Source organism: Dactylosporangium sp. CA-052675 (assembly GCF_050947935.1).
In the GTDB taxonomy this organism is placed as follows: domain Bacteria; phylum Actinomycetota; class Actinomycetes; order Mycobacteriales; family Micromonosporaceae; genus Dactylosporangium.
In genome coordinates this window covers 328,787-349,216 of the sequence record NZ_CP192010.1, presented here as the reverse complement: position 1 = coordinate 349,216, position 20,430 = coordinate 328,787, and the positions used below count along the sequence as shown (strand labels likewise).

Below are 20,430 nucleotides of genomic sequence, written 5' to 3'. Positions count from 1 at the left end.
CCCGTCCGAAAGCAGCGAGGGAAACCGACGCGTGTCGCTCAGTGCACATGGTTCCCGCGTTCGACGTAATTCGGTGGTCCTGGAGGTTCTGCGGGGCGGAATGTGCTGGTCAGCGGGCCGTGGGTGGTGGAGAAGGCCGAAAGTGCCTAGAGACGCGGTTCTCTGTTCAAGGCTTCCCTGACCTAGAGATACCTTGTATGGTCTAGAGCCGTGTACGTGAAGACGACGAAGCGGGAGAACAAGTCCGGGACGGTCCGGTACCTGCACCTGGCCCACAACGAGTGGGATCCGGCCGCTGGCCGGGCGGTGCCCAAGGTGTTGTTCACCTTCGGTCGTGAGGACCAACTCGACCGCGACGCGGTCAAACGCCTGGTCGTGTCTCTATCCAAGCTCCTCGACCCTGGCGACGCGCTCGCGGCCACTGCCGCGTCCGACCTGGAGTTCGTCTCCTCGGTGTCGTTCGGCGGCACCTACGTCCTCGATCACCTGTGGCACAGCCTGTGCATCGACCAGATCGTGGCCCGGGCCGGGCAGCCCAAGCGTGGCCGGCCGCGGGACATGACCGTCACCGAGCGGGTGCTGTTCGCCCTGGTCGCCAACCGGGCCCTGGCACCGTCGTCGAAGCTCGCCGCCGCGGACTGGATCACCAACGACGCCCGCATCGACGGGTTGCCCGAGATCGGTGAACGGTCCTGCTACCGGGCGATGGACTGGCTACACGAGGTCACCGACGAGGTCGAGAAACAGGTCTTCGACTCCGTCGCCACACTGCTGAACCTCGAGGTGGACCTGCTGTTCTTCGACACGACATACTTCGAACTGGAGGAGCCCGACGCGCCCGTGGCCCGCGACGACACCGGCCGACCACTGCCCGACAGCACCACCAGCGACCAGGCCGGCAGCGACGGCAACCGCGGCGGGTTCCGTGTCCACGGCAAGTCCAAGGACTCCCGCGACGACCTGCCGCAGATCGTCATCGGCATGGCCGTCACCCGCGATGGCATCCCGGTCCGCTGCTGGTCCTGGCCCGGCAACGCCTCCGACCAGACCGTGATCCGGCAGGTCAAGGACGAGATGCGGGACTGGACCCGGTCGAAGATCGTGTGGGTGACCGACCGCGGGTTCTCCTCCGCCGAGAACCGCCGCTACCTGCGCCAGGGCGACCACGCCTACATCATCGGCGAGAAGCTCCGCTCCGGATCGCCCGAGGTCAAGGCCGCCTTGTCCAGGCAGGGCCGCTACACCGAGATCGCCGAGAACATGCGCGCCAAGGAAGTCCGCATCAGCGACACCGACCGGTTCGTGATCTGCCACAACCCCGACGCCGCGCAACGCGACCAGCACATGCGCGAACAACTCGTCGCCCACCTGGAGGAGTTGATCGCCGACACCGACGGGCTCAGCGACTTCAAACGCGGCGAACTCCGCGGGAAGATCGCCGGCAAGCCCGGACTGCGCCGCTACCTGCGCACCACCCCCGCCGGGAAACTCCGCATCGACCACGCCAGGATCAAGGCGGAGGAGAACCTCGACGGCAAGTACCTCCTGCGCTGCTCAGACCCCCACCTCCCCGCCGAGGACATCGCCCTGGGCTACAAGCAACTCCTCGAAGTCGAACGCGGCTGGCGCGACATGAAACAGATCATCGACCTCCGACCCGTCTACCACCGACTCGAAGCACGCATCCGCGCCCACGTCGTGCTGTGCTGGCTCGCCCTCCTGCTCATCCGCATCATCGAGACCCGATCCGGCACGACCTGGCACCAAGCCCGCCGCGAACTCCAACGCCTCCACGTCGGAACATTCACCGGCCCCACCGGCACGTTCCAGCAGGTCACCACCCTGACCAAGGCCCAACGAGACCTGCTCGCCAAGCTCGGCATCCCCCACCCCAAGCAGATCCTCGACCTTCAACCCGCACCCCGCTGACCAGCCGAAACGCCACCGCCTAGAGACACGCCCTCCAGGCGGCCCCGACCATGTCCGCCCAGCTCAGCACCCAGCTCCGGCTCTCCAGGCCACCGAATTACGTCGAACCCGGGCCGGACGCCGACGCCATGATGATCAACGCCCGGCGGACCCGGATCGACCCGTGTTTGCCCCGCCGCACGATCTGCTGCAGCCTGCGGCCCTCCTCATCGCTCAGCCGCCGCGCTCGGACCGGCTCAGCCATCCACCCACCCCATCCCTCGACAACGAACCTGATCGCTATCGAGGGTGAGGCCGAACCGCCCCGTCCCGGCACACCGCAACCGGCGTGTCACCAACCCGGTGAACGTTCTTGGTCACGCACTAGGTATCCCCGTCCGCTGCGGCCATGTAGTTGTGCAGCCACGCCTCGACCGACTCGATGAGCGAGGTGGATCCTTTGCCGGCGGCGTACTCGGTCGGGCGGTCCCGCCGCTCGGTCTTGATCGCATCGGTCGCGGCGTGCTTGGCGGCGCGATCTGCGATCACGAAGAGGTCGGCGGCCTTGGCGGCCGTCTTGAGCGCGTCGGTCGCGACATGATCGGACAGCGACTGGAACGTGAGGCCAGGGTGGCGCTGTTGGAGGAGCTTCTTCGCACGAGCCAGCGCGGTTTGTTCCAGCGAGTAGAGCGCGATGGTCAGGCCGCTGATCGTTGAGACCCCGGCGGGCACCGTCGTGTCGGCCGGCGGGATATCGATCGTCAGACCGAAGGTAGGGGCCAAGTCGACTGCGACGGCGAGGGCGGCTGAGGGCAGCCGAGCGGCGTTGTGGGGTCCCACCCGCGACAGGACGGGGATGGCGAACTTGTCGAGTCCGGCGGCGCCGGTGGGCTGGTATGCCACGAGTTGTTCAAGGATGTCGATGCTGGTGGGCAGGTCGACATCGGTGAGGAACGGGTCCCAGCCTGCTCGTAGGATCTCGGTGATTTCGTCGAATTGCGCGACGCTACAGCCTGCTTCGACGGCGTCGCCGGCCAACAGGCCTATTCGGCGAGCCCGGTGGCGGTCGCCGCTGGTGTCGTGGAAGCCCCACAATTCCAGGGTGGCCATGCTCAGGCTGCGTACCTGGCTTGGGTCGGCCGCGCTGGTTCGAAGGTCACGCACAAGATCCAGGCAGGTGTCAACCCCGGTACCAACATGCCCAAGATCGCCGTTAACGGTGAGGTCGCACAGGACCTGACAGGCAGAATCGACTCCACCCGGCGCGCGTAGTTCGGAGAGGCCGACCTGCTTGATGCCCTCGACCAGTTCCTCAAGTCTCGCCTGAGGCGTGGCCGGATCGAAGACAGTTCGCAGCCGGTCGGTGAGAGCCATCGCCGTGTGGCTAGGCAGGGGGGGCCGGTTCATGCTCGCCTGGCGCAGAGCTTCCTCACCGTGCGCCGATCGATGCGCCTCCAGCAAGGCCAGCGCGCCCGGTGTGAAAGTCTTTGTCACCGCTTCGATGACGGCGGGCAGATCACGGGGGTCGGGTGGAAGCGAAGCGAGTAGCTCGACGGCGGTGTCGTAGCGGCCTTGAGCGATCGCAGTGATCGCGTGAGTGCGCATCTGTGCCGCGTCCGTCGGCGCGGCAAGGGCCTCAGGCGCCGGCGTGGTCGCGGCCAGCAGTTGGGTCACGGCCGGGGTCGCCCAGCCGGCGTCGGTGAGCCGGCGTTTGAGATCGTCGGCTGACTCGCCGGCCGTCAACGCCCAGAGCGTGTAGTACATCGCGCCGCTGGGTGTACGGATCGCCGATGTCGAGTCGATCAACGACCCGAAGCGGGTGCCAATGGGTTGAAACGCCTGCAGCGTCGGGCTTGGCGCGAGGTTCGCGAGAGCGAGTTGCGCCAAGGCGTCCGACACTGGGCTCGGTCGGTCGAGTCTGAGCAGGTTGCCCAGCATCGGGTGGTCGGCCAACTCCTGCCAGCGACCGAAGGCGGCGAGGACCTGGACATGCAGGAATAGGCGGTTAGTCTCGGAGATGCGGTGATCGTTGGCGAGTGCCGCGTAGGCGCGTTCGGCGGCGCCGGCCGCTCCCACGGCGCACGCATCCTCGAGGTCGCCGATCATGCGTCCGATTGGCACGGCGAGACGAACCGTGCGCCGCGAATTCGTACGGAGCGAGGTTAGCAGGGACATGACCGTCGCGCGGACGCGATCCCGTTCGTCCGCCGGGACACGCAGGCGGTAGACGAACCGCTGATCGCCAGCGAATTGCACTGCCGCCTGGACCAGTGGGTCAGTGAGAGCGCTGTCGCGCACTGGGCGTCCGTCGAAGTCCGACCAGGTGTCACCGATGTGTGACTGAAGGAGTTCGCGCAGCGTGCGGGCCTGCTCGGGGCTGAATGCGATGCCGTAGTAGTACGAGGTAACGCCGATGACGGCGGGCAGCAGAATCGGTCGCGGCGGCTGTTTCGACAGCAGATCGGCGACGACGGCGAGCAGTCGGTCGAGGGCCGGCACACGCCGACTGAGGTCAAGGTTGTTCGGCAGTGTGTAGAACGCGTCGCGGAATGCTGGCCAGCGGTCGGCCGGTGCCGACTGGTTGGCGCTCACGGGAAAAGGCCCATCACTTCGGTGATGAGGCGAGCGACTCGGGCCGGGTCGGTAGAGACCGTCACGAGTTCGCCGTTGAGTTCGACACCGCGGTAGGTCAGGTTCATGGATCCGAACACCGCCCACTCGTCCGCGGCGATCACCTTCTGGTGATCGAGTACATCGCCTGGATCGTGGGTCGAGATATGTGGGTGCAGACGTTGATCGGTTCCATCGGTGCGGGCGCCCTCGCCGAGCCGGCGGACGAACTCAGCCTCCTTGGGGCCCGGCCCCACGTGCAGGTAGACCTCAGTTCCCCGTTCCAAGAGTGTTCGCAGCACGGCGGACAGGCGGATCGTTCGCGAACCCCACGCACTGTTGAGAGCAGTGAACCGGCCGCCGGTGTTGTCCAGGACGGGAACATCGCGGATCCACGGCGATGCGATCAAGATTCGTTGACCCGGCGACAAGATCTCGCCGACGAGCAGGCCTTGCAGGGCCTCGGCGATGAGTCGGTGCGGCCGAGCCGCGAGGCGATGAATTTCGCGGTTGGTCACTGGGGACTCTCTTCCAGAGACACCTCGACACGCATCGCCCCGTCGTGGCGGGCAAGGGATTCGACATGTGGGTGCACGTGCAACCAGCCGAGTTCGATCGGGTTGGTCACGAGTTGCTGGAGCGCTCGTTTGAGCTGCAGGTTGTCACCGGATGCCGAATAGAGCCGGCAGCGACCTGTGCGGGCGACGAGGTCGGTGAGCGTAGCCTGCCAATTCGGGTCGTCGACGTCGACATCGACGATCGGGTCCGGTAGCGAGTCCAGCACGAGTGTCCGTTCAGTCAGCGGAGCTTCGGCGACGAATCGGTTGGACGCGACGAGTGATGCTGCGCGCCGTGCCTCGGCACTGGGCCATAGCAGGCCCTGCAGTACCGAACGGGCCCAGGTGTCGGGCATACCTGCCGCCTCCGGGATCGCCGCCAACAGGGCGGATCGTACTGCCGGGTCGGCAACCAGTGCGACGCAGATGCTACGGCTGTCGATGGCGAACCCGACCTGGATTTCGATGTCTTCCCATTTGCGCAGACACAGCGTCAGCATGCTGTCGGTCGCGGTCGACGAGCCGAGCCGGAAGATCCGGTTGGCCAGCGCGGTAGCGGTGGCGTGTGCCGGGCTGACTCCTCGTTCGGCGAGCGCCGCGAGTAGACGTTGCCAGGGTGCGAGCCGGTCGTCGGTGGTTTGGCGGAACCGTGTAGCGGCGTCGGCGGCTGGTGCGTCGGTCGCCAGCAGGTCGAGGGTTCGACGCATTGATCGGTCGACGTCCTCCAGGTCGGATGCCTGCAGGGCGGCGAACACGAGGTAGTCGAATCGGCGTGGGTCCTCACTGATGCGGCGGGTGAGTGACTCGATCAGCCCGCCACCTCCGATGGCGGAGTCACTGATCACGAAGGTGCCGTTCGGTCCAGTGCCGAGCGGATCTATGTCGACGACGCTGTCAAGATCGGCGTCGAAGTCGGGGCAGATTTGTTGGGCCGCCGCCTGCCACGCCGCGGCGACCGTCTGCAGAAAGCGCGCGCGCAGCCACGGCAACCAGGTGTCGTCTGGCGAGTCCTTCAGCACCGTGATGACATCGCCAATTGCGTGGGTAACACGGTCCTCATGCAGAGCGTCCAGAAGTCGCTGCTGTTGTTTGGTGAATGTTTGATGGCCATCACCATCGCTGTCGTCATCGTCGAGGTCGTCGCCGAGTACGATGACACCATCACCCAGCAGGTCGCGGATGGTGGCCTGCCACTGGATAGCGCTGGTCGCGGTGAGATCAGCGAGCGGATCATTGATGATCTGCACGGCTGCGGCAGAAACGATGGCTTCGGCGATGTCACGGGACAGGAACGTGTCGATGCGTACATCATGCAGCGCGCCTCGTAGGCGGTCGATGAACAAGTCTCGCCGCAACTGACGCAGACGCTTCGCGTTGACGTCCACGCGGAACGCGGCCAGCGTCTGCGGAATCTGCACGGTCACCACTTGGGCATCGACTGCGGCCTCGTACCCGACGGCCGCTGGCTGCCCCTGCCAACTGAAGGAGCTCCGCATTTCTTGCCGGCCGCCAGCTCGTCGCAGCACGCTCGCCGTTGCCGAGGTTGCGTACCGCCACGTGCGCAGCGCTCCGGCCGCGGTGTGGAGGTATGCCTGGATATCTATGACGCAGCTGCACAGCGGTCCGGAGCGGGGCCGTACGAGGGTGAGTCCCGCTCCGGCCGGCTGATGGCGGATCTGCCAGGCGAGTCTGCCGTTGGACGACGGCTGGACATCCTTTTCCGGCACGACTGGCCGGGTGATCAGTGGTCGTACGAGCGGCACCATTCCAGCCTCGCCGGGCACCTGTCCGATAAGTTGGTGGACGCCGGCGAGGTTGTCTTCCAGCGCGATCGCTTGTCCGTCATCGGCGGGTGGGATCCACAGGCCATGCCCACGCTCCACCGCCCACCGCATGGTGACCTTGCCTGGGGCCAACTCGTTCAGCGCCATGTATACCGGCAGGGATTCCCGGGCGGCAGCGTCGTAGTTATCCGGCGGTTCAATGGCGACCTCGGGTAGGCACAGGTCGCTGAACAGGGCGCGCGGAATGAACTCGGGCAGCGGCGAATCGTCCACCCAACTGTCGTCGGGGACGGGGTCCAGATCGGCATCGCGTCGCGTCCATCCGCTCGCCAGGCGTCGCCGTGCCGTGGGTACGGCATCCAGCAGCAGTGAGCGCGGCTGTTCCCAACAGATGGCCTCGACCTCGTCAGGGGGCAGGCGTAGCGCCGTGCCCACGAACTGCATCAAGTCGTCGCGCTCCGGGCCGCCGGTCATGACCTTTTCGAGCAGGTCGACGGTCTTGTCTCTAAGGTCGCGCAGGGACGGGTGCGGCTTGATGAAGACCTTTCGCATGGCTTGGGTCTTGTCCGGGGCTGCGACGTTCAGAGTTACTGCGGCCCAGTCGATCAGGCACATCGCCGCCTGCATCTTGCGTACCGACTGGTTGCCCATGGGGAGTCGCTTCTCGGGAAGCGCCGGGGTGAGCAGTGTCTCGTAGTCCTGGTAGGCAGCCCGGTCGCGGCCGAAGTCCGACAGCACGACGACGGTCCAGGGGCGTTGGGTCTGGGTGCGGCCCGCGCGGCCCCGGCGCTGTAGGAACGAGGCGATGTCGCGTGGCGCTTTGTGCTGCAGGACCGCGCCGACCTGCGGGTCATCGAAGCCAACCTCTAGTGAGGCGGTCGTGACGATGACGTCCGCGGTGGCGTTAACGCCGGTGTCTTGCGAGGAGGTGCGGCCAATGGACAGGACCCGGCCATCGAAGCCGAGGTGCTCAGGCATCCACCAATGTTGGCCATCCGCGTCCCGTCGCGCCCAGTCGGTGACGGTGCCGAGACGTCCTGCTGAGCGCTCCATGCGCAGGTCGGCCAGAGCGTAGCCGTTTGTCTTGCGACGGCCGAACTCGTCGAAGCCTTCGGCGTCGAGGACCTGCCGGTAGAGGCGGTTGACCAGGTCGAGGTTGTCGCAGAATGCGAATACTCGGGTGCCGAAGGCGCCGAGGTCGGTCGGCTGGGCGTCCATGACGCGGCGGATAAGCATCAGGGACTGGATCGTGGTCGATAGCAGTGCCGTCTGGGCGCCCGGGTCGCCTCGGAGCACGGCCTGGTATTCCCTACCTCGGGGCTGCATCTGTTCGGGTTGCGGCTCGATCAGGGCGACCGCGCCGTCGTCCAGGCCGCACAGTTCGCCGAAGAAGCGCTCGGCGTTGGCGAGCGTTGCACTCAGCCCGACCCAGGCAGTGGTTTGGCCGGCTCCGCGACGCATCATCCTCCGCCAGCGTCGTAGCAGGTACGCGACCTGCGCTCCGTTGGTTCCATCGTAGGTGTGTACCTCGTCGAGAAGCACCATGCGTGGTCGGGTGCGTGCCCGCGGTCCGACACCGAACACGTGCATGCTCCAGCCGTCGCTCAGTGAGCGGTTGAGCGTCTCCGTGGTGGTGAACAGGAGGTCGGGTGGTTGGCTTTGCATTGACCTTCGGGTCAGCGTGAGTTCCTGGCTGGTGATGACGTCTGCGCATTGTGCGCAGACCAGGCGCTCGGTCGCGGTTTCGAAGTCTCTGGACTGCCAGATGAGGTTGCCGCCGCAGTAGCCTTGTGGGTTGCGTACCCGGCATTTCAGGAACGGGCATACCCAGCCGGTAGAGGAGCGCCGCCATGGCGGCATGGGTCGGCTGTCTCGGCCCGCCTGTGTCAGGGTGTTGCCGAAATAGGCACCGATCCGGATTTGACGGCCGCCGGCAGTCCTCAGCCGGCGTGTTTCCTCAAGCGCCGAAGCGAGTTGGTCCTTCAGAAGTTCGTTGCGCGGATAGATCGCAATGACTCCTGCGCCGCGCTCGGACGCCGGCCGCGTGGCGAGGTATGCCAGCGCGGGTAGGTAGAACGACAGTGTCTTGCCGCTGCCGGTGCCGGCGGCCACCACGACACCCCGATCGCGGCCCGCCAGGGCGTCCATCACCGCGATCGTCGAATCGACCTGGAATTGGGAGAGGTCACGGGGCCTCGATCGGCCGGATGGGTTGGCGCCTTGCAGAACCTGGGTCACGACGTCTTGCACAGCCCGACTGGCGCCATGGACTGCCAGAAGAGCTGCGGCGTCGGCGGCCGTCACATTCCGAATCGGGAACCGACGCGGCTCGTGGCGGAACCGGAAGTCCGCAACCAGCGGCGGCGCCGACTGCCATGGCTTACCCCGGAATTGCTGGCGCAGCCGCGCCAGCAGCCGCATCGCTTCCGCCATGCGCGAGCGGTAGGTGGGCGGGTAGCGGCGGCGAAGTTCAAGTATCAGGTCGCGGTTTAGCAGTTCGTCGAGAATGTCGCGCGGGTCGAAGTTTGGGGCCGCCGCGGTGATACACGCGATCAGACGATCTTCGGTCCAGTACTCCTCGGTAAGACCCCACACCAGGTGGCGGGCCTCCTGGTCCTCCACCTCGTCAAGGACCCGAAATAGGACAGCGGCGTCAATGTCTACCACTTGCGCACCCAGTACCCATCCCCGTTGCCATCCGTATCCAGCCACGCCCGCACCACCGGAGTCAGCAACGTCCAGTCGGCGCCGCTCTCCGAGGCGGCCGCCTCAATGAACACCCTGATGTCGAGCGGCAGATCCGTCACTGCTTGCTCGGTTTCGGCGATGGCCACCTTAAGGTCCTCGGCTGCGCGCCGCCATCGGTCGACAGCAGCTGGCAGGTCTGCGACCGCCTCCGGCCCGCGTTTAGCCAGCGCCGCCCGGGCGTTCTTAGCTTGCCTTTGCAGGCTCTCCCGACCTGGAAGGCTGGGGATCGGCTTCTGCCCATCTGCATCGAGTCGACTGCGCTCGGCTTCGGCAGCGCTTCTGAGTACGTTCTCACGGGACTTTACGAGACTCTCGGCGGCCTTGAGAGCATCCTGGACGGCGGGGCCTTTGAGTCGGTTCGCGAGGTCATCGCTTGCCTCCCCGTTCAAGATCTGCGTGGCGGTCCGGCGCAGGTTGGCAGGATGTTTGCCGCGCGCGAAAGCTGGCAGAACAACTGTCAGGCCTCGAACCCTGAGCTCCTCGGCAAGCCGGGCGATCTCGGCAAGCGCGTTCGTGAACTTCTCGGCCCGTTCGCATGCCGCCTCGACGGCTCGCTCCTCGTCAGCGGAGCGCCGCTGACTGGCGGCTTCGGCCAGCGCAAGGAGCCCTGATTCGGCACGCTGCGCGAGGGTCATCGGAGTGCCGGCCCCGCCCGCTGGCTGTTCGGTCATCGTTCGGACTTTTCGTCGAGCCGGTCGGCCAGCGCGCGCAATGCTCCGACCAGCCGTGTTCTGCCGCCACCTTCTCGGGTTTCGGTCGCCGAACTTGCGCGGATCTCCGCAGCCTTCAGCAGCCTGTCACAGAGGGCCCAAAATTCGGCCATGGCGCGGAGCCCCTGACTCGGATCATGGTTGAGCAGCCACAGGTCTGCGGGGCTGAGCGTAGCCATCTGAATCTTCGTCAGTTTCCGGTGGGTGGCGACGCTGGAGCCGGTGATGAAGGCGCGGAGCCGGTCGTACTGCTGTCGAGCATCGGGCGAGCCGAGAACGCCGTCGCCGGCAGCTCGTACGACGAACCTGTCCATCACCTCAACAGTTTCCAGCATGTTCTCCGTTGGTGCGATCACAGCTGCGATCGCGCCGAGTAGCCCGGCGATCGACGTCCACGCGGATCGCGCCGCCTCCCGTTGGTGGTTGGCCACAGCGCGCCACTCCAAGGTGTCTACGCCGGGCCCGGTCGCGGGGATCGCCCGGTTGCGCGCAGCGGTGACCAGGTCGGATAGAACCGCCGCAGCATCGATGATGGTGGGCGCTCCTCCGGCCTTGCGGCGGGTAAGCCGGGCGCGCACCACGCCGAGCGCATCGTCCCGTTGTTTCTCGGTTGCGTTGAGGAAGGTGCGGATGGCGGGAGGGAGGTCGTCGGGTCGGCTGGGCTTGATGAGCACAGCGAGCGCCTGAGCTGGTGTGTCCCTCGGGCGGTCGTCGATGCTGCTGAGCACGCCGAGAACGGTGAGTGCGGTGACAATCTCGTCCGGGTTCGTCTGGGATGCCCGTTGGACGATCTGGTTCTCCCAGTCGTCGAGTCGGGCTTGGAGATCGAACCACCATCGGCCCGAGTTCGGTCCGAGCAGGTCGCCGCCGCCGGCGGCGAGAACACCCTTCAGCAGCACCGCGTCAGAGTCCCGCTGCTTGAACTCGATGGTGAGATCAGCGGCGGGTTCACCGCCACCCGCCGCGTTCTGGATGACGATGTGTCTCCAGCCGATCTCGATGCCCGCCACCTCGACGGCCCGCTGGCGGGGGCTCACGTGTAGTCCGTGGGCGTGGTTCATCAATCGGGCCGTGAGCGCGTTCATGATCCAACGCCGGATCTTCACTGTGTCGGTGCTCGGCAACTGCTCACCGCGTGCCCAGGCGTCAACCGACGATGCGGCAGCGGGCTCGCGGCGTTCGACGATCTCGTCAGGTGCGGCGTGAACGCCGCTGAGTTCGGTCAATCTAACACCGAACACCGCTGCGATGTCCTCGAGTTCTTCATCCACCGTCGGAGGACGAGCAGCATAGAAGGCTCGCAGGCTCAGTTCCGCCTCGCCGTTAGCGGATAGCTTCATGATTTCGTCCCGTGCCTCAAGTGGGATGTTGTCGCGCTTCGGAGCCAGTAGCTCTGCGAATCGGGCGGACGGGAAGGCGCCGGGTGTGTCCAGTTCGGCTTCTGCTACCTCCAGTGGCGCCCGCACCACTTGGCGCAGGATGCGCCGCGGATCGAAGCCGTCGGGACTGGCGAGTGCGATGAGTCGGTCGACCGCGGGCCGGTTGAAGGGGAACAGGCCGTGGCCTTCGCGGGTAGCACCGAAGGTTGGATGGCATTGGTCGACGAATTCGCAGTCCGGGCACTTGTTGGGAGTTTTTTGCTCGCCGGCCCGAGCCGCCCGTGTCAACTCCGCACGGCCCACTCTACCGGCATTGAGGTACTTACCCACAAAGGTACGCAGATCGTCGGGATCGATCTTCTTGCGGTCCACATCCATCGTGTAGTGGCTGCCACGGTCGGCGAAGGTGCTGTAGCGATCACCAAGATAACCTGTAGTCACGGCAATCACGGCGCGAATGCGGCACAGGTCGGGACGGGCCGGCACGGTCAGGGCCTGGGCCAACTGGCCGTCGATGCCGTGAAGGAGCACCAAGTCTTCGATGAATAGGAACAATTCCTTGCCGCGCCCGGCGAGTTCGGCACGGACGCCCTCGAATACGGTCAGCAGGTCGGTCCCGCCGCCAGTGACAACCGCGCCGATCGCCGCCGGAAGGTAGTGGTCGATAATGGCGGAAACCTCAGTTCGACGGTCGGCATTGGCCACCACCTGCCGGACCTTGGCGAATACCTCCTGACCGACGTCGCCGAAGGCGTGGATGTCTATGTCCAGGTCCTGCGCACGGAACCGCAGATCAGCGGGATTGACGTCGACATCGTCGCCGGAGTCCAGACCCTGAATGGCCAGGCGTGCGATCCGTTCCATAGGGCCGCCGGTACGGGAAATCTGCTGTTGGAAGGTGTGATCGGCCAACAGGCGCGCGACGAAGTCACGCGCGTCGGCCAAATCAGGGCCGTCCAAGTCCGCGACCACGGGCGCATCGTCGAATCTGACGTGTTCGATGAGTTGGTGGATAAGGGCAAGCATCGCAGCCGGGAGCGTGGCCGTCCGGGTGGCGGCCTGCGCGAGGCTGGAGCGCAGCGTGCGAGCGCCGGCGGTGTCGATGCCGGTGAGGATCTGTTCGATAATCCGGCGCAGTGATGTGTTGCGCTTCTCGATGTAGATCAGGTGCCAGTTCTCGTTGTCCGGCACTGACGTGCGAAGCCATCGCACGAGGTGGCTCTTGCCGGTGCCGGTGCGGCCCGTGATGAACCGAATCAGAGGCTCGTTCGAGTGGATCGGCTGGCAGATGTCGTCGAGGACGTCGCTTTCGGTGACTGGCGCCAAGCTCCGGTCTGCTGCGTGGCGCGCGAGAGGGACCGCCTGGTGTACCGCCTGGAACAGGGCGTCAGCGACCGGGTCGTCGAAGGCCAGGGATCCAGCATCAATCTGAGCCGCGTTCTGGATTTCTGCGCGCGACCAGCATACAGGGATGGAGGTTGTGGTCACCGGTGATCCTTCGTCGTCGAGCGGGGGTGCCACTTGACATGGGAGACACGTCGTGCGGGCACGGTTGGGGCCAGCGCGATCGTCATGCTCTCCCGGTCGCTTTCCGGCGGCTCAATGGTGAGGTGGCCAGAGGCTTCCAGTTGGGTCAGCGTGACGGCGAGGCCGGGCGAAACCTCGCGGCGATCGTCGGGCTTCCACAGGCTGCGTGGGCCCTCGTCGAGGATGGGCAGGACGGTTGCACAATGTTCGATGAATTCGGTGAGGCGGTATCGGTCGGCGGGCAGCGCCTCCAGGTCATCGATGATCGCGGCACTCGCGTCCGCGATCACCGCGTAGGTGTCCACGAGTTGGGCGTAGCCAAGATATCCGGCCCATCGGACGAACGGCCTGAACTGCGTGAGGTTGGTGACCGGCCAATTGGCCTTGTCGGGGCCGAACCAAACAGTCTGGGCCTTGTTGAATCGTCGGCCATTTCCTGTTTCGAACTCGAAAACCCGAAGTGGTTCAGGGGCCGCGAACAGTACCGCCAGACCATCGACTAGATCAGCAACACGGTCATCGTGCGGTGCAGCGTCGGTATTAACCGCAGTCGACCACAGTTGGTGGCGTAGCGCCCGGCTGAACGAGGGGGCCGATACTTGCACCGCGTCTGCCCATCGGGTCAGGGTGGTGTCGGTGGGCGCGATCCATGGACCGTCAGGGGCGAGCAGCCCGAGCGTCTGTGCGGCGGCCAACGAGTCTCTCGCGATCTTGTTACCGCTCGCAGCAGCGTTCTCGCCGCTGGACTCTGACGTCGCGTCCCGGTCGGGCCGCTTCATCACATCCGCGAGTCCCTCGGGCGCCACCAGGGCCAGCAGGTCCGCTCGGTCGCATCGTCGGTCGGGTTGCCTTAGTACCGTGCGAACCAGGAAGCGCATGGCTTCCGGCAGAATGTCCGGAGACGTGACCAACGCCATCGTCATATCCTCCTGAGTAGGTCGTTGATCTCATAGGCCGGCGTCCACGCCTCGTGGAGCAGAAGCTTCGAGTTGCGTGGGTCCGGCCTCGTCGCCGGGGTGACCACGACCCCGAGGGTCTGGCGGTCCAACGCTGTCAACGCTCGGGCCAGGTCGTCGTCGCCGACGTCATCAAGGGCGAGCAACACGGTCGGCAAGCTCCATGGTGCGGTGCGCCGATCGTTTAATGCGGCGACATCTTCCTGCCACCAGGGTTCCGACGAGCGCGTTCGCCACGGTTCTTGCTGGTTGCCACAAACGACCACGACGCCTCGCTGCAGCAGCCGGTTGATCAGTGTGCGCAGGGCCGCAGGATCTGCCTCGTCGAGGCGAACGCCGAGCCGCCCACCCACAGCCAGCGCCTTCAATTCGTCGAAGGGCTCCACGGAGATGGCTCCGGCAAGCAGCGGTCGGTGGAACGGTGCCGAATGGGGTCGGGCGCCGACTCGTCGGCAGTGGGGGCAGCCGCCGCATGCGACAGCGACCGGGTACTGATTTCCCGCCTTGTCGCGCAGGAGGTAGTGCTTTGCCAGGTACTGGTTAGTGCATTCGTCGAGTCCCGCGATCAGTTCCGTGGCGGCGGCGAACGCATCGGTCGAGGCGTCGCGCGCTTGCTTCTGGCTGGCCGTGACTCGCTGTTTGAATGCCGTCTCGTCGTTGAGGTCGGCATGGATCACCTCGATGCTCGCCACGTCGTTCTGTTGTTCGAAGAACGCCTCGAGGTCTAAGTCGCTGCTCTCCGCCGGTGCTGCTTCCGGGATCGGCCAGTGGCGACGGATCATTCCCGCGCGTTCCATCGCCGAGAGAGTTTGCACGTTCCAGTAGATGTTTCCTCTGCTGGCCGGATAGGTGACGCCAGGGTGGTCAGCGTGTAGGTCGAGCGTCACACGGTCGTCGGTTGAGCGCTGCCCCTGCCGCATACTCTGCCATCGAACCCACGCCAGGTGGGCCCCGAGCAGCCGGTCGCCGGCGAAACTGGTGGCAGCCCGCATGTCGGTCGTCGTCCACAGGACCAGAGAGGCGGCGGCCCGGCCGTCTCTGCCGGCCCGGCCAACCTCCTGATACAGACGGTCGATTGAATCAGGCACACAGGCGTGGATGACCGTCCGTATGTCCGGGATGTCGATGCCCAGCCCGAATGCTGATGTCGCGACGACAACATCGAGATCATCGGCCTGTGCGCCGGCCAACCGCAGTCCCGACACTGCGGCTTCACGACGCAGTCGCGACGGATTGTCGGCGATCTCGGCGATGGCATGAAGTCCGGCGTCCCGCAGCCATCCCATGACCGTTTTCGTGGTCGTCGACCGGGTCGAACTGTGGAAGCTGGTGTAGATCAGTGCTGGTCGGGGTAGGTGTGCCAGCGCCTCGATCAGATGGTCGCGCTTCAGTTGCTCGGACTCACATCGAGCGGTCCACCACTCCGGCTCTGGCCGAGTTGCTTGCCCAGATACCAGCAACTGGCCGGCTCCGGGAAACAGGCGATCGAGCGTCGCCAACCCGTAGCTGTCGAGGGTTCCGGTGAGCAGGATGGTCGTGGCCGCGCGGCCGGGTGGCGCAGCGTCGAGTAGGCGTTGCCGTAGACCGGCGAATGCCTGAAATGCCGGCCGAAAAGTGTCGCCCCACTCCGCGATAAGATGTGCCTCGTCGATGACGATCATGTCGAGGGTGCCTCGGTTTGCCGCCTCCTGCAGCGGCCTGGCAAGGCCAAAGCAGGCGGCTTCGGGTGCGGCGATCGTCAGCCACTGACTTCCGTTGGCAACGCCGGTTCGGATGTGCTCCTTACTGTCTCCGTCGGCGTCCCCGAAGTAGGCGAAACGATCATTGGTTTTCACCATGTCGCGTACCCGGCGTTCCAGATCGATCGCCAGCGACACTGTCGGCACGATGACGATTGCCTGACGGGGACGACGGTTGATCGCTCGGGAGAGGACAACGTCGGTCTTTCCAGAGCCGGTAGGCAGCACGCAGGTGATGACGTCACCCGGGCCGGCTACGGCTGCGGCGCGAATGGCGTCGCGTTGGCTGAGTGTCTTGGCGAAGGTGTGACCGGACGCCTTGGTATAGAACGCGTCGGCGGGTACGGGCAGGTCACGCCTGCGTGTGACGCGTTCACCTGCCGCTTGGTCGGGCGCGGGAGCGCCGTGCCGGTCCAGCCAGGTAGGTTGCCACGGACGCACCGACACCGTGTCCTCGTGCCGGAAAAGGCCAGACCGTTCCCAGGTGCCAGCGTCCCAGTCAGCAATCGGCGAGCCATGCGCGCGTAGCGATGTGCAGCCGATGGCCATCAGACCCGACCGAATCAGGTTCGCGATCTCGGCTGGCCTGGGCCGGCCGGCGTTGAGGCGTCGGTCAAGCCGACGGTCCTGACTCCGCAGGTCGTCAAGGTCGATGGGGCTAGCGTTCATTGTCTGGTCCGGTGATGAAGACCACGCCGCACGCGTCGATGGTCATGCTTGGTGTGCGAATCGCGTGCGCGACCGCTTCGTGAACGGCTTGGTCCAACTGCATGTCGGTCTCACTGCGAGGACGTGTTGATAGCGTCGCGCTCTCGCGGTGTCGCGCGGATTCATATTTGGTGATGGCGGCCGAGGTAGCAGTGAGAACCCATGGCCGGTCCGCGACTGCCCTGAGCGCGGCTTCTGCGGCTGCATCAACCTGTTTTGCAAGGTCAACTCGGGCGGCGAGGTGCCGAAAACGCTGTGGGTCGGCGCCGAGGTTATGCCCGCTCGCGTTGGTCAGCCATTCGCAAAGTCGGTCGTCGGGTTCCCCTCGGGTCGGGTGCCACCACACCGTCTCGAGAAGTGGGGCGAAGTGGCGTCCGACCTGACTCTTGGCAGCGATCCCGGCTCCCGGGTAGAGATCCTCGAGCTCATCGAGACGACCCATGTCGGGGCCGACGATGGCGGTGACCAGGAAGAATACGGCCAGAGAGCCGGGTTCGCTGCGTGGCTGCAGGACCTCGAGCGCAAACGCTCGGCCTCGCTCGTCGGTCCGTGTGAGATCGGTGAACCTGTCGACGATCGGTTCACCCCAACGCAGCAAGCCAATCTCATTGACCGACGCCAGCCGCCGGTCGGTGTACTGGCCGCGTAGATTGTCCGTGCCAATGCCAGCCACCTGCGACTCTGTCAGGCGCGGTGGGTGCCTTGTGCTGATCCCGTATCGGGTGCCGTGCAGACCAACGCTCTCGGTGAAGCCGAGGGTCTTGACCACATAGTCGCGGAATCGGCCAAGGATACGTGCGGCACCGTCGGCCGATCGCATCGAGGCTGCCCATTCCTGATCGTCCGCCTGCTCCTCGATCGTATCGAGGAGGTCCTGTCCCTCGATACGACGTCGTTGGGTATCAAGGTCGTCGCGCCGGCCAACCAGTCGCGCCGCGGCCGTCGGTAGGCCGACATCAAGAGCGAGATCAATGAACTCTTGTTCGAGCGCTGGCAGTACGTACTGCAGTGTCGCGCTGGACTGACCAAAGATGTCTATGGCGTCGTCGAGAACTTGCCGCCATGCGCCGAGTTGCGCGTCGATGTGATCCTCAACCTCGCGGAACACGGTGGATCTCACCGGAAGCGTGACGAGTTGGCCACGGCGAGTCCACCGGTCGAAGCGGCCGAGTCGCTGCTCAAGTCGCGCGGTGGCCATCGGCAGATCGAGGTGCAGGACTTCCTCGACGACCTGAAGGTTGACACCTTCCTCGCTACCTCGATCGATCACGATGATGGATCGGGACGAATCCTCCAGGAATTGCCGGCCCGCTTCCGCCCGTTCACTCGCGGACATCGTCGAGAGAAGTCTCACGACACGAGCCGCGCCGAACTGCTGTTCAAGCCGGTTGGCAGCGGCGATGGCGGTATGCGGGAACGAGCTGGCTACTGCCACACGGTGGGCACCGACATGGGGCCAAGCCCAAGCGACCATGGCGTCCAGCCGGTCAGCATCCGTGCTATTGCGGAGCACGTCATCGATACGCGCGGCCACAGCGCGCCCTGTAGCGGTGCCCAGCAGGCCTTCGAGGGCTACGACCTCGGCCTCATCAAGATCATGGCCTGCTTCCGTGCGGAGAGCTGTGGCGAGGTCGGCCAGCGCGGTGACTGGTGCGGAGGCCCGGTCAATGAAGATTCTGGCCGCTGCTGGAGGGTCTGCGAGGTCCATGCTCGGCAGTTCCACCAAGAGATCAGCTAGGAGTTCCGCGACGGCGCTTCGCCGGGTATCGGGATCCGCCAGTAGCCACTTCTTGCCGGCCGTTCGACCGCGGACGGGGAACAGCTTCGCCAATGAGGCGCTGCGCCGGGTCCGGATGAGGCGGCGATGGATCCGGTGAGTTTCGCCTAGCCGCGCGCGGATGGCGTCTGCGAGCGCCCGAGCTGCATCGGCGTCTCGAATGTCGATGGCCGCCTCGAGGCGGTCCAGGTCGGTGGTCAACCAAACCTCGTCAGGCAGCAACTCGCGCAGTTTGCGTGCCGGATCCCGCAAGAAGCGAACTGGCGTGTCGTCGCCCATCGCGATGAGCGCCTCAGCCAGATCATCTCGAATTTCCACCCGCCGGCGAAAGGCGTCGATGTCGTCGAGGCGATACGTGGTGGGGTCGAGGAGGTGCAACATGCGAAGAAAGCCGTCCTCATTTGATCGGACGGGTGTCGCTGAAAGCAGTAGCAGGCATTTCGTCGATCGACTGATAGCGCAGAGCGCCGAATAGTCGTTCTGGTCAGCATCGGCCGAGGTCAGCCGGTGTGCCTCATCGACGACAACCAGAAGCCTCGAATCGACCGACACTCCGGCAATCGAGGAGTGCGCCGCCACCGTCACCCGACCCGGGAACTGGCCAACACGGAACTTCGAGTTCAACTCGTCGCGCCACTGACTGACCAAGCCGTCTGGAACCAGGACCAACACCCCGCCATGATCGTCTATCAGAAGCTGGCGAAGGATCATCCCGGCTTCAACAGTCTTCCCAAGCCCAACCTCATCCGCGAGCAGGTACCGCTTAACCGGATCGGCCAGTACTCGACGTGCTGCTCCCACCTGATGGGCGTGGAGTTCGACTGCTGACGACCAGACTCCAGCCAATCCCTGTGCGACTGCGCGTTGCCGCAACACGTCTCGCACGAATCCGCTGCGGGCGTCATGAAAGCCTTTGGCGTCCGTCGTGCCCGCCTTCAGGAGCCCGCCGGGGTCTGCCAGCGGCACCGACCAGCGCACCTGCAGCCGGTCAGCAGGAACATAGGCCGCTTGGCGCTGCGGAAGGTCAACCAGGTACGCATCGCCAGCGCTATTGAGACTATCCACATAGCCCGTCAGCCACCCGTCGACGTCTTGAATCCATACACGTTGACGACGTTCCAACTCGATGGTCCGGACCTCACCGAGGACGGGAAGCGCGATTTCTTCGCATCCTGGCATGTCGAAGAACCGGACGACGTTCTCACCGGAGGCGACCCGGCCAATGCCATAGGCGGGATGACGGACGAAGTGAACCACCATCAGTTCCTAGTCACCCGACCAGACTCGCGCCGCGCAGGGCTGTCCGCCATCGGCGACGTGCCCCGCCGACCAGGCGCCTTGATCAGACCCGGATCTGGCCAAAGCATCCTGTGCTCGATGACGTCGTGTGCCTCACTCACAATGCCCACGGACTCACCCTAGGACGGGTCAACCGATCATGCGTACCGACCTGAACCGCCAACCGTGTCAGCCGATCGGTCTATTTGTCGTCCGACAGCCGTTCGTTCCCCGATGCGGCGCCGGACGACAAGCACTCAGGGTCACATGCTCACAGTGTGTGGCGACCTTCCACCCGGACGATCGAGTCGATCGGTTCACCGACCTTTCTCCTTACCACGGAGTGGTGAGCCGGTTCTATCGAGCCAGACACGCGGTCTATATGAAACTGGGACAGGTTCCAAGCTTGCGATATGCCGTGACTCGGCGACCGCATCCCGTGGTGCGGATCGGCGATCTCACACAGTGCGCAGCCGCTCCACCAGCTCGCAACCGCCAGTCGACCCGACGCTGGACAGCGCGGATCCGCCAGACACCGACCCGTCGTCGTTACGTTCGCCGAGCACGCAGACGAAGTCGTCCCTGTGCGAGTCGACGATCCGACCCGAACGATCAGGCCAGCCCGGCAAGAGGCGCGACGTGTAGCGCATTGCTAGTCCGTCCGAGCACGGAATGAGCACAACCCTCGATGCCGCGAGCCGCCCACGATCGCGATCCACCCGAGAAACGGCAGCTCAATAGCTTGATCA

9 protein-coding genes and 1 pseudogene are annotated in these 20,430 nt (G+C 65.3%); 1 reads left to right on the top strand and 9 read right to left on the bottom strand.

From position 1 onward, the window contains the following. Positions 1–210: 210 nt before the first annotated feature. Positions 211–1,929: an IS1634 family transposase gene (locus ACQP1P_RS01555; protein WP_433082369.1), complete on the top strand. Its 1,719-nt coding sequence runs from the start codon at positions 211–213 to the stop codon at positions 1,927–1,929. Positions 1,930–2,041: 112 nt separating this feature from the next. Here the strand turns inward: ACQP1P_RS01555 and ACQP1P_RS01550 are convergent. From ACQP1P_RS01550 to dpdE, 9 genes and pseudogenes are all read right to left on the bottom strand, one after another. Next, positions 2,042–2,173: pseudogene (locus ACQP1P_RS01550) on the bottom strand (IS630 family transposase); the annotation flags it as partial. Between the two features lie 119 nt (positions 2,174–2,292). Further along, complete coding sequence (gene dpdD / locus ACQP1P_RS01545; RefSeq protein ID WP_433082367.1) at positions 2,293–4,500, bottom strand: protein DpdD; 2,208 nt, start codon at positions 4,498–4,500, stop codon at positions 2,293–2,295. Continuing rightward, positions 4,497–5,036, bottom strand: a complete 540-nt coding sequence (gene dpdK / locus ACQP1P_RS01540) for a phospholipase D-like domain-containing protein DpdK (protein ID WP_433082365.1) — start codon at positions 5,034–5,036, stop codon at positions 4,497–4,499. The genes dpdD and dpdK overlap by 4 nt, the downstream gene beginning before the upstream one ends. Beyond that, complete coding sequence (dpdJ, locus tag ACQP1P_RS01535) at positions 5,033–9,481, bottom strand: protein DpdJ (RefSeq protein WP_433082363.1); 4,449 nt, start codon at positions 9,479–9,481, stop codon at positions 5,033–5,035. Before dpdJ ends, dpdK begins: the two co-directional genes overlap by 4 nt. Before the next feature lie 38 nt (positions 9,482–9,519). Further along, on the bottom strand, positions 9,520–10,278 hold the full coding sequence (locus tag ACQP1P_RS01530) for a hypothetical protein (RefSeq protein WP_433082361.1): 759 nt from the start codon (positions 10,276–10,278) through the stop codon (positions 9,520–9,522). Then, on the bottom strand, positions 10,275–13,184 hold the full coding sequence (locus ACQP1P_RS01525) for an AAA family ATPase (RefSeq protein WP_433082359.1): 2,910 nt from the start codon (positions 13,182–13,184) through the stop codon (positions 10,275–10,277). Before ACQP1P_RS01525 ends, ACQP1P_RS01530 begins: the two co-directional genes overlap by 4 nt. Then, on the bottom strand, positions 13,181–14,140 hold the full coding sequence (gene dpdG, locus ACQP1P_RS01520) for a protein DpdG (RefSeq protein ID WP_433082357.1): 960 nt from the start codon (positions 14,138–14,140) through the stop codon (positions 13,181–13,183). Before dpdG ends, ACQP1P_RS01525 begins: the two co-directional genes overlap by 4 nt. 2 nt (positions 14,141–14,142) lie before the next feature. Next, a complete protein-coding gene (dpdF, locus tag ACQP1P_RS01515) occupies positions 14,143–16,587 on the bottom strand; it encodes a protein DpdF (RefSeq protein ID WP_433082355.1) in 2,445 nt (814 codons plus the stop codon). Further along, on the bottom strand, positions 16,577–19,663 hold the full coding sequence (gene dpdE / locus ACQP1P_RS01510) for a protein DpdE (RefSeq protein ID WP_433082353.1): 3,087 nt from the start codon (positions 19,661–19,663) through the stop codon (positions 16,577–16,579). The genes dpdF and dpdE overlap by 11 nt, the downstream gene beginning before the upstream one ends. Positions 19,664–20,430 lie beyond the last annotated feature (767 nt).

Coding starts and splice junctions, on each gene's coding strand:
- ACQP1P_RS01530 (WP_433082361.1), bottom strand. CDS start 10,278: ATGACCGAACAGCCAGCGGGCGGGGCCGGCACTCCGATGACCCTCGCG.
- dpdG (WP_433082357.1), bottom strand. CDS start 14,140: ATGGCGTTGGTCACGTCTCCGGACATTCTGCCGGAAGCCATGCGCTTC.
- dpdF (WP_433082355.1), bottom strand. CDS start 16,587: ATGAACGCTAGCCCCATCGACCTTGACGACCTGCGGAGTCAGGACCGT.
- dpdE (WP_433082353.1), bottom strand. CDS start 19,663: ATGGTGGTTCACTTCGTCCGTCATCCCGCCTATGGCATTGGCCGGGTC.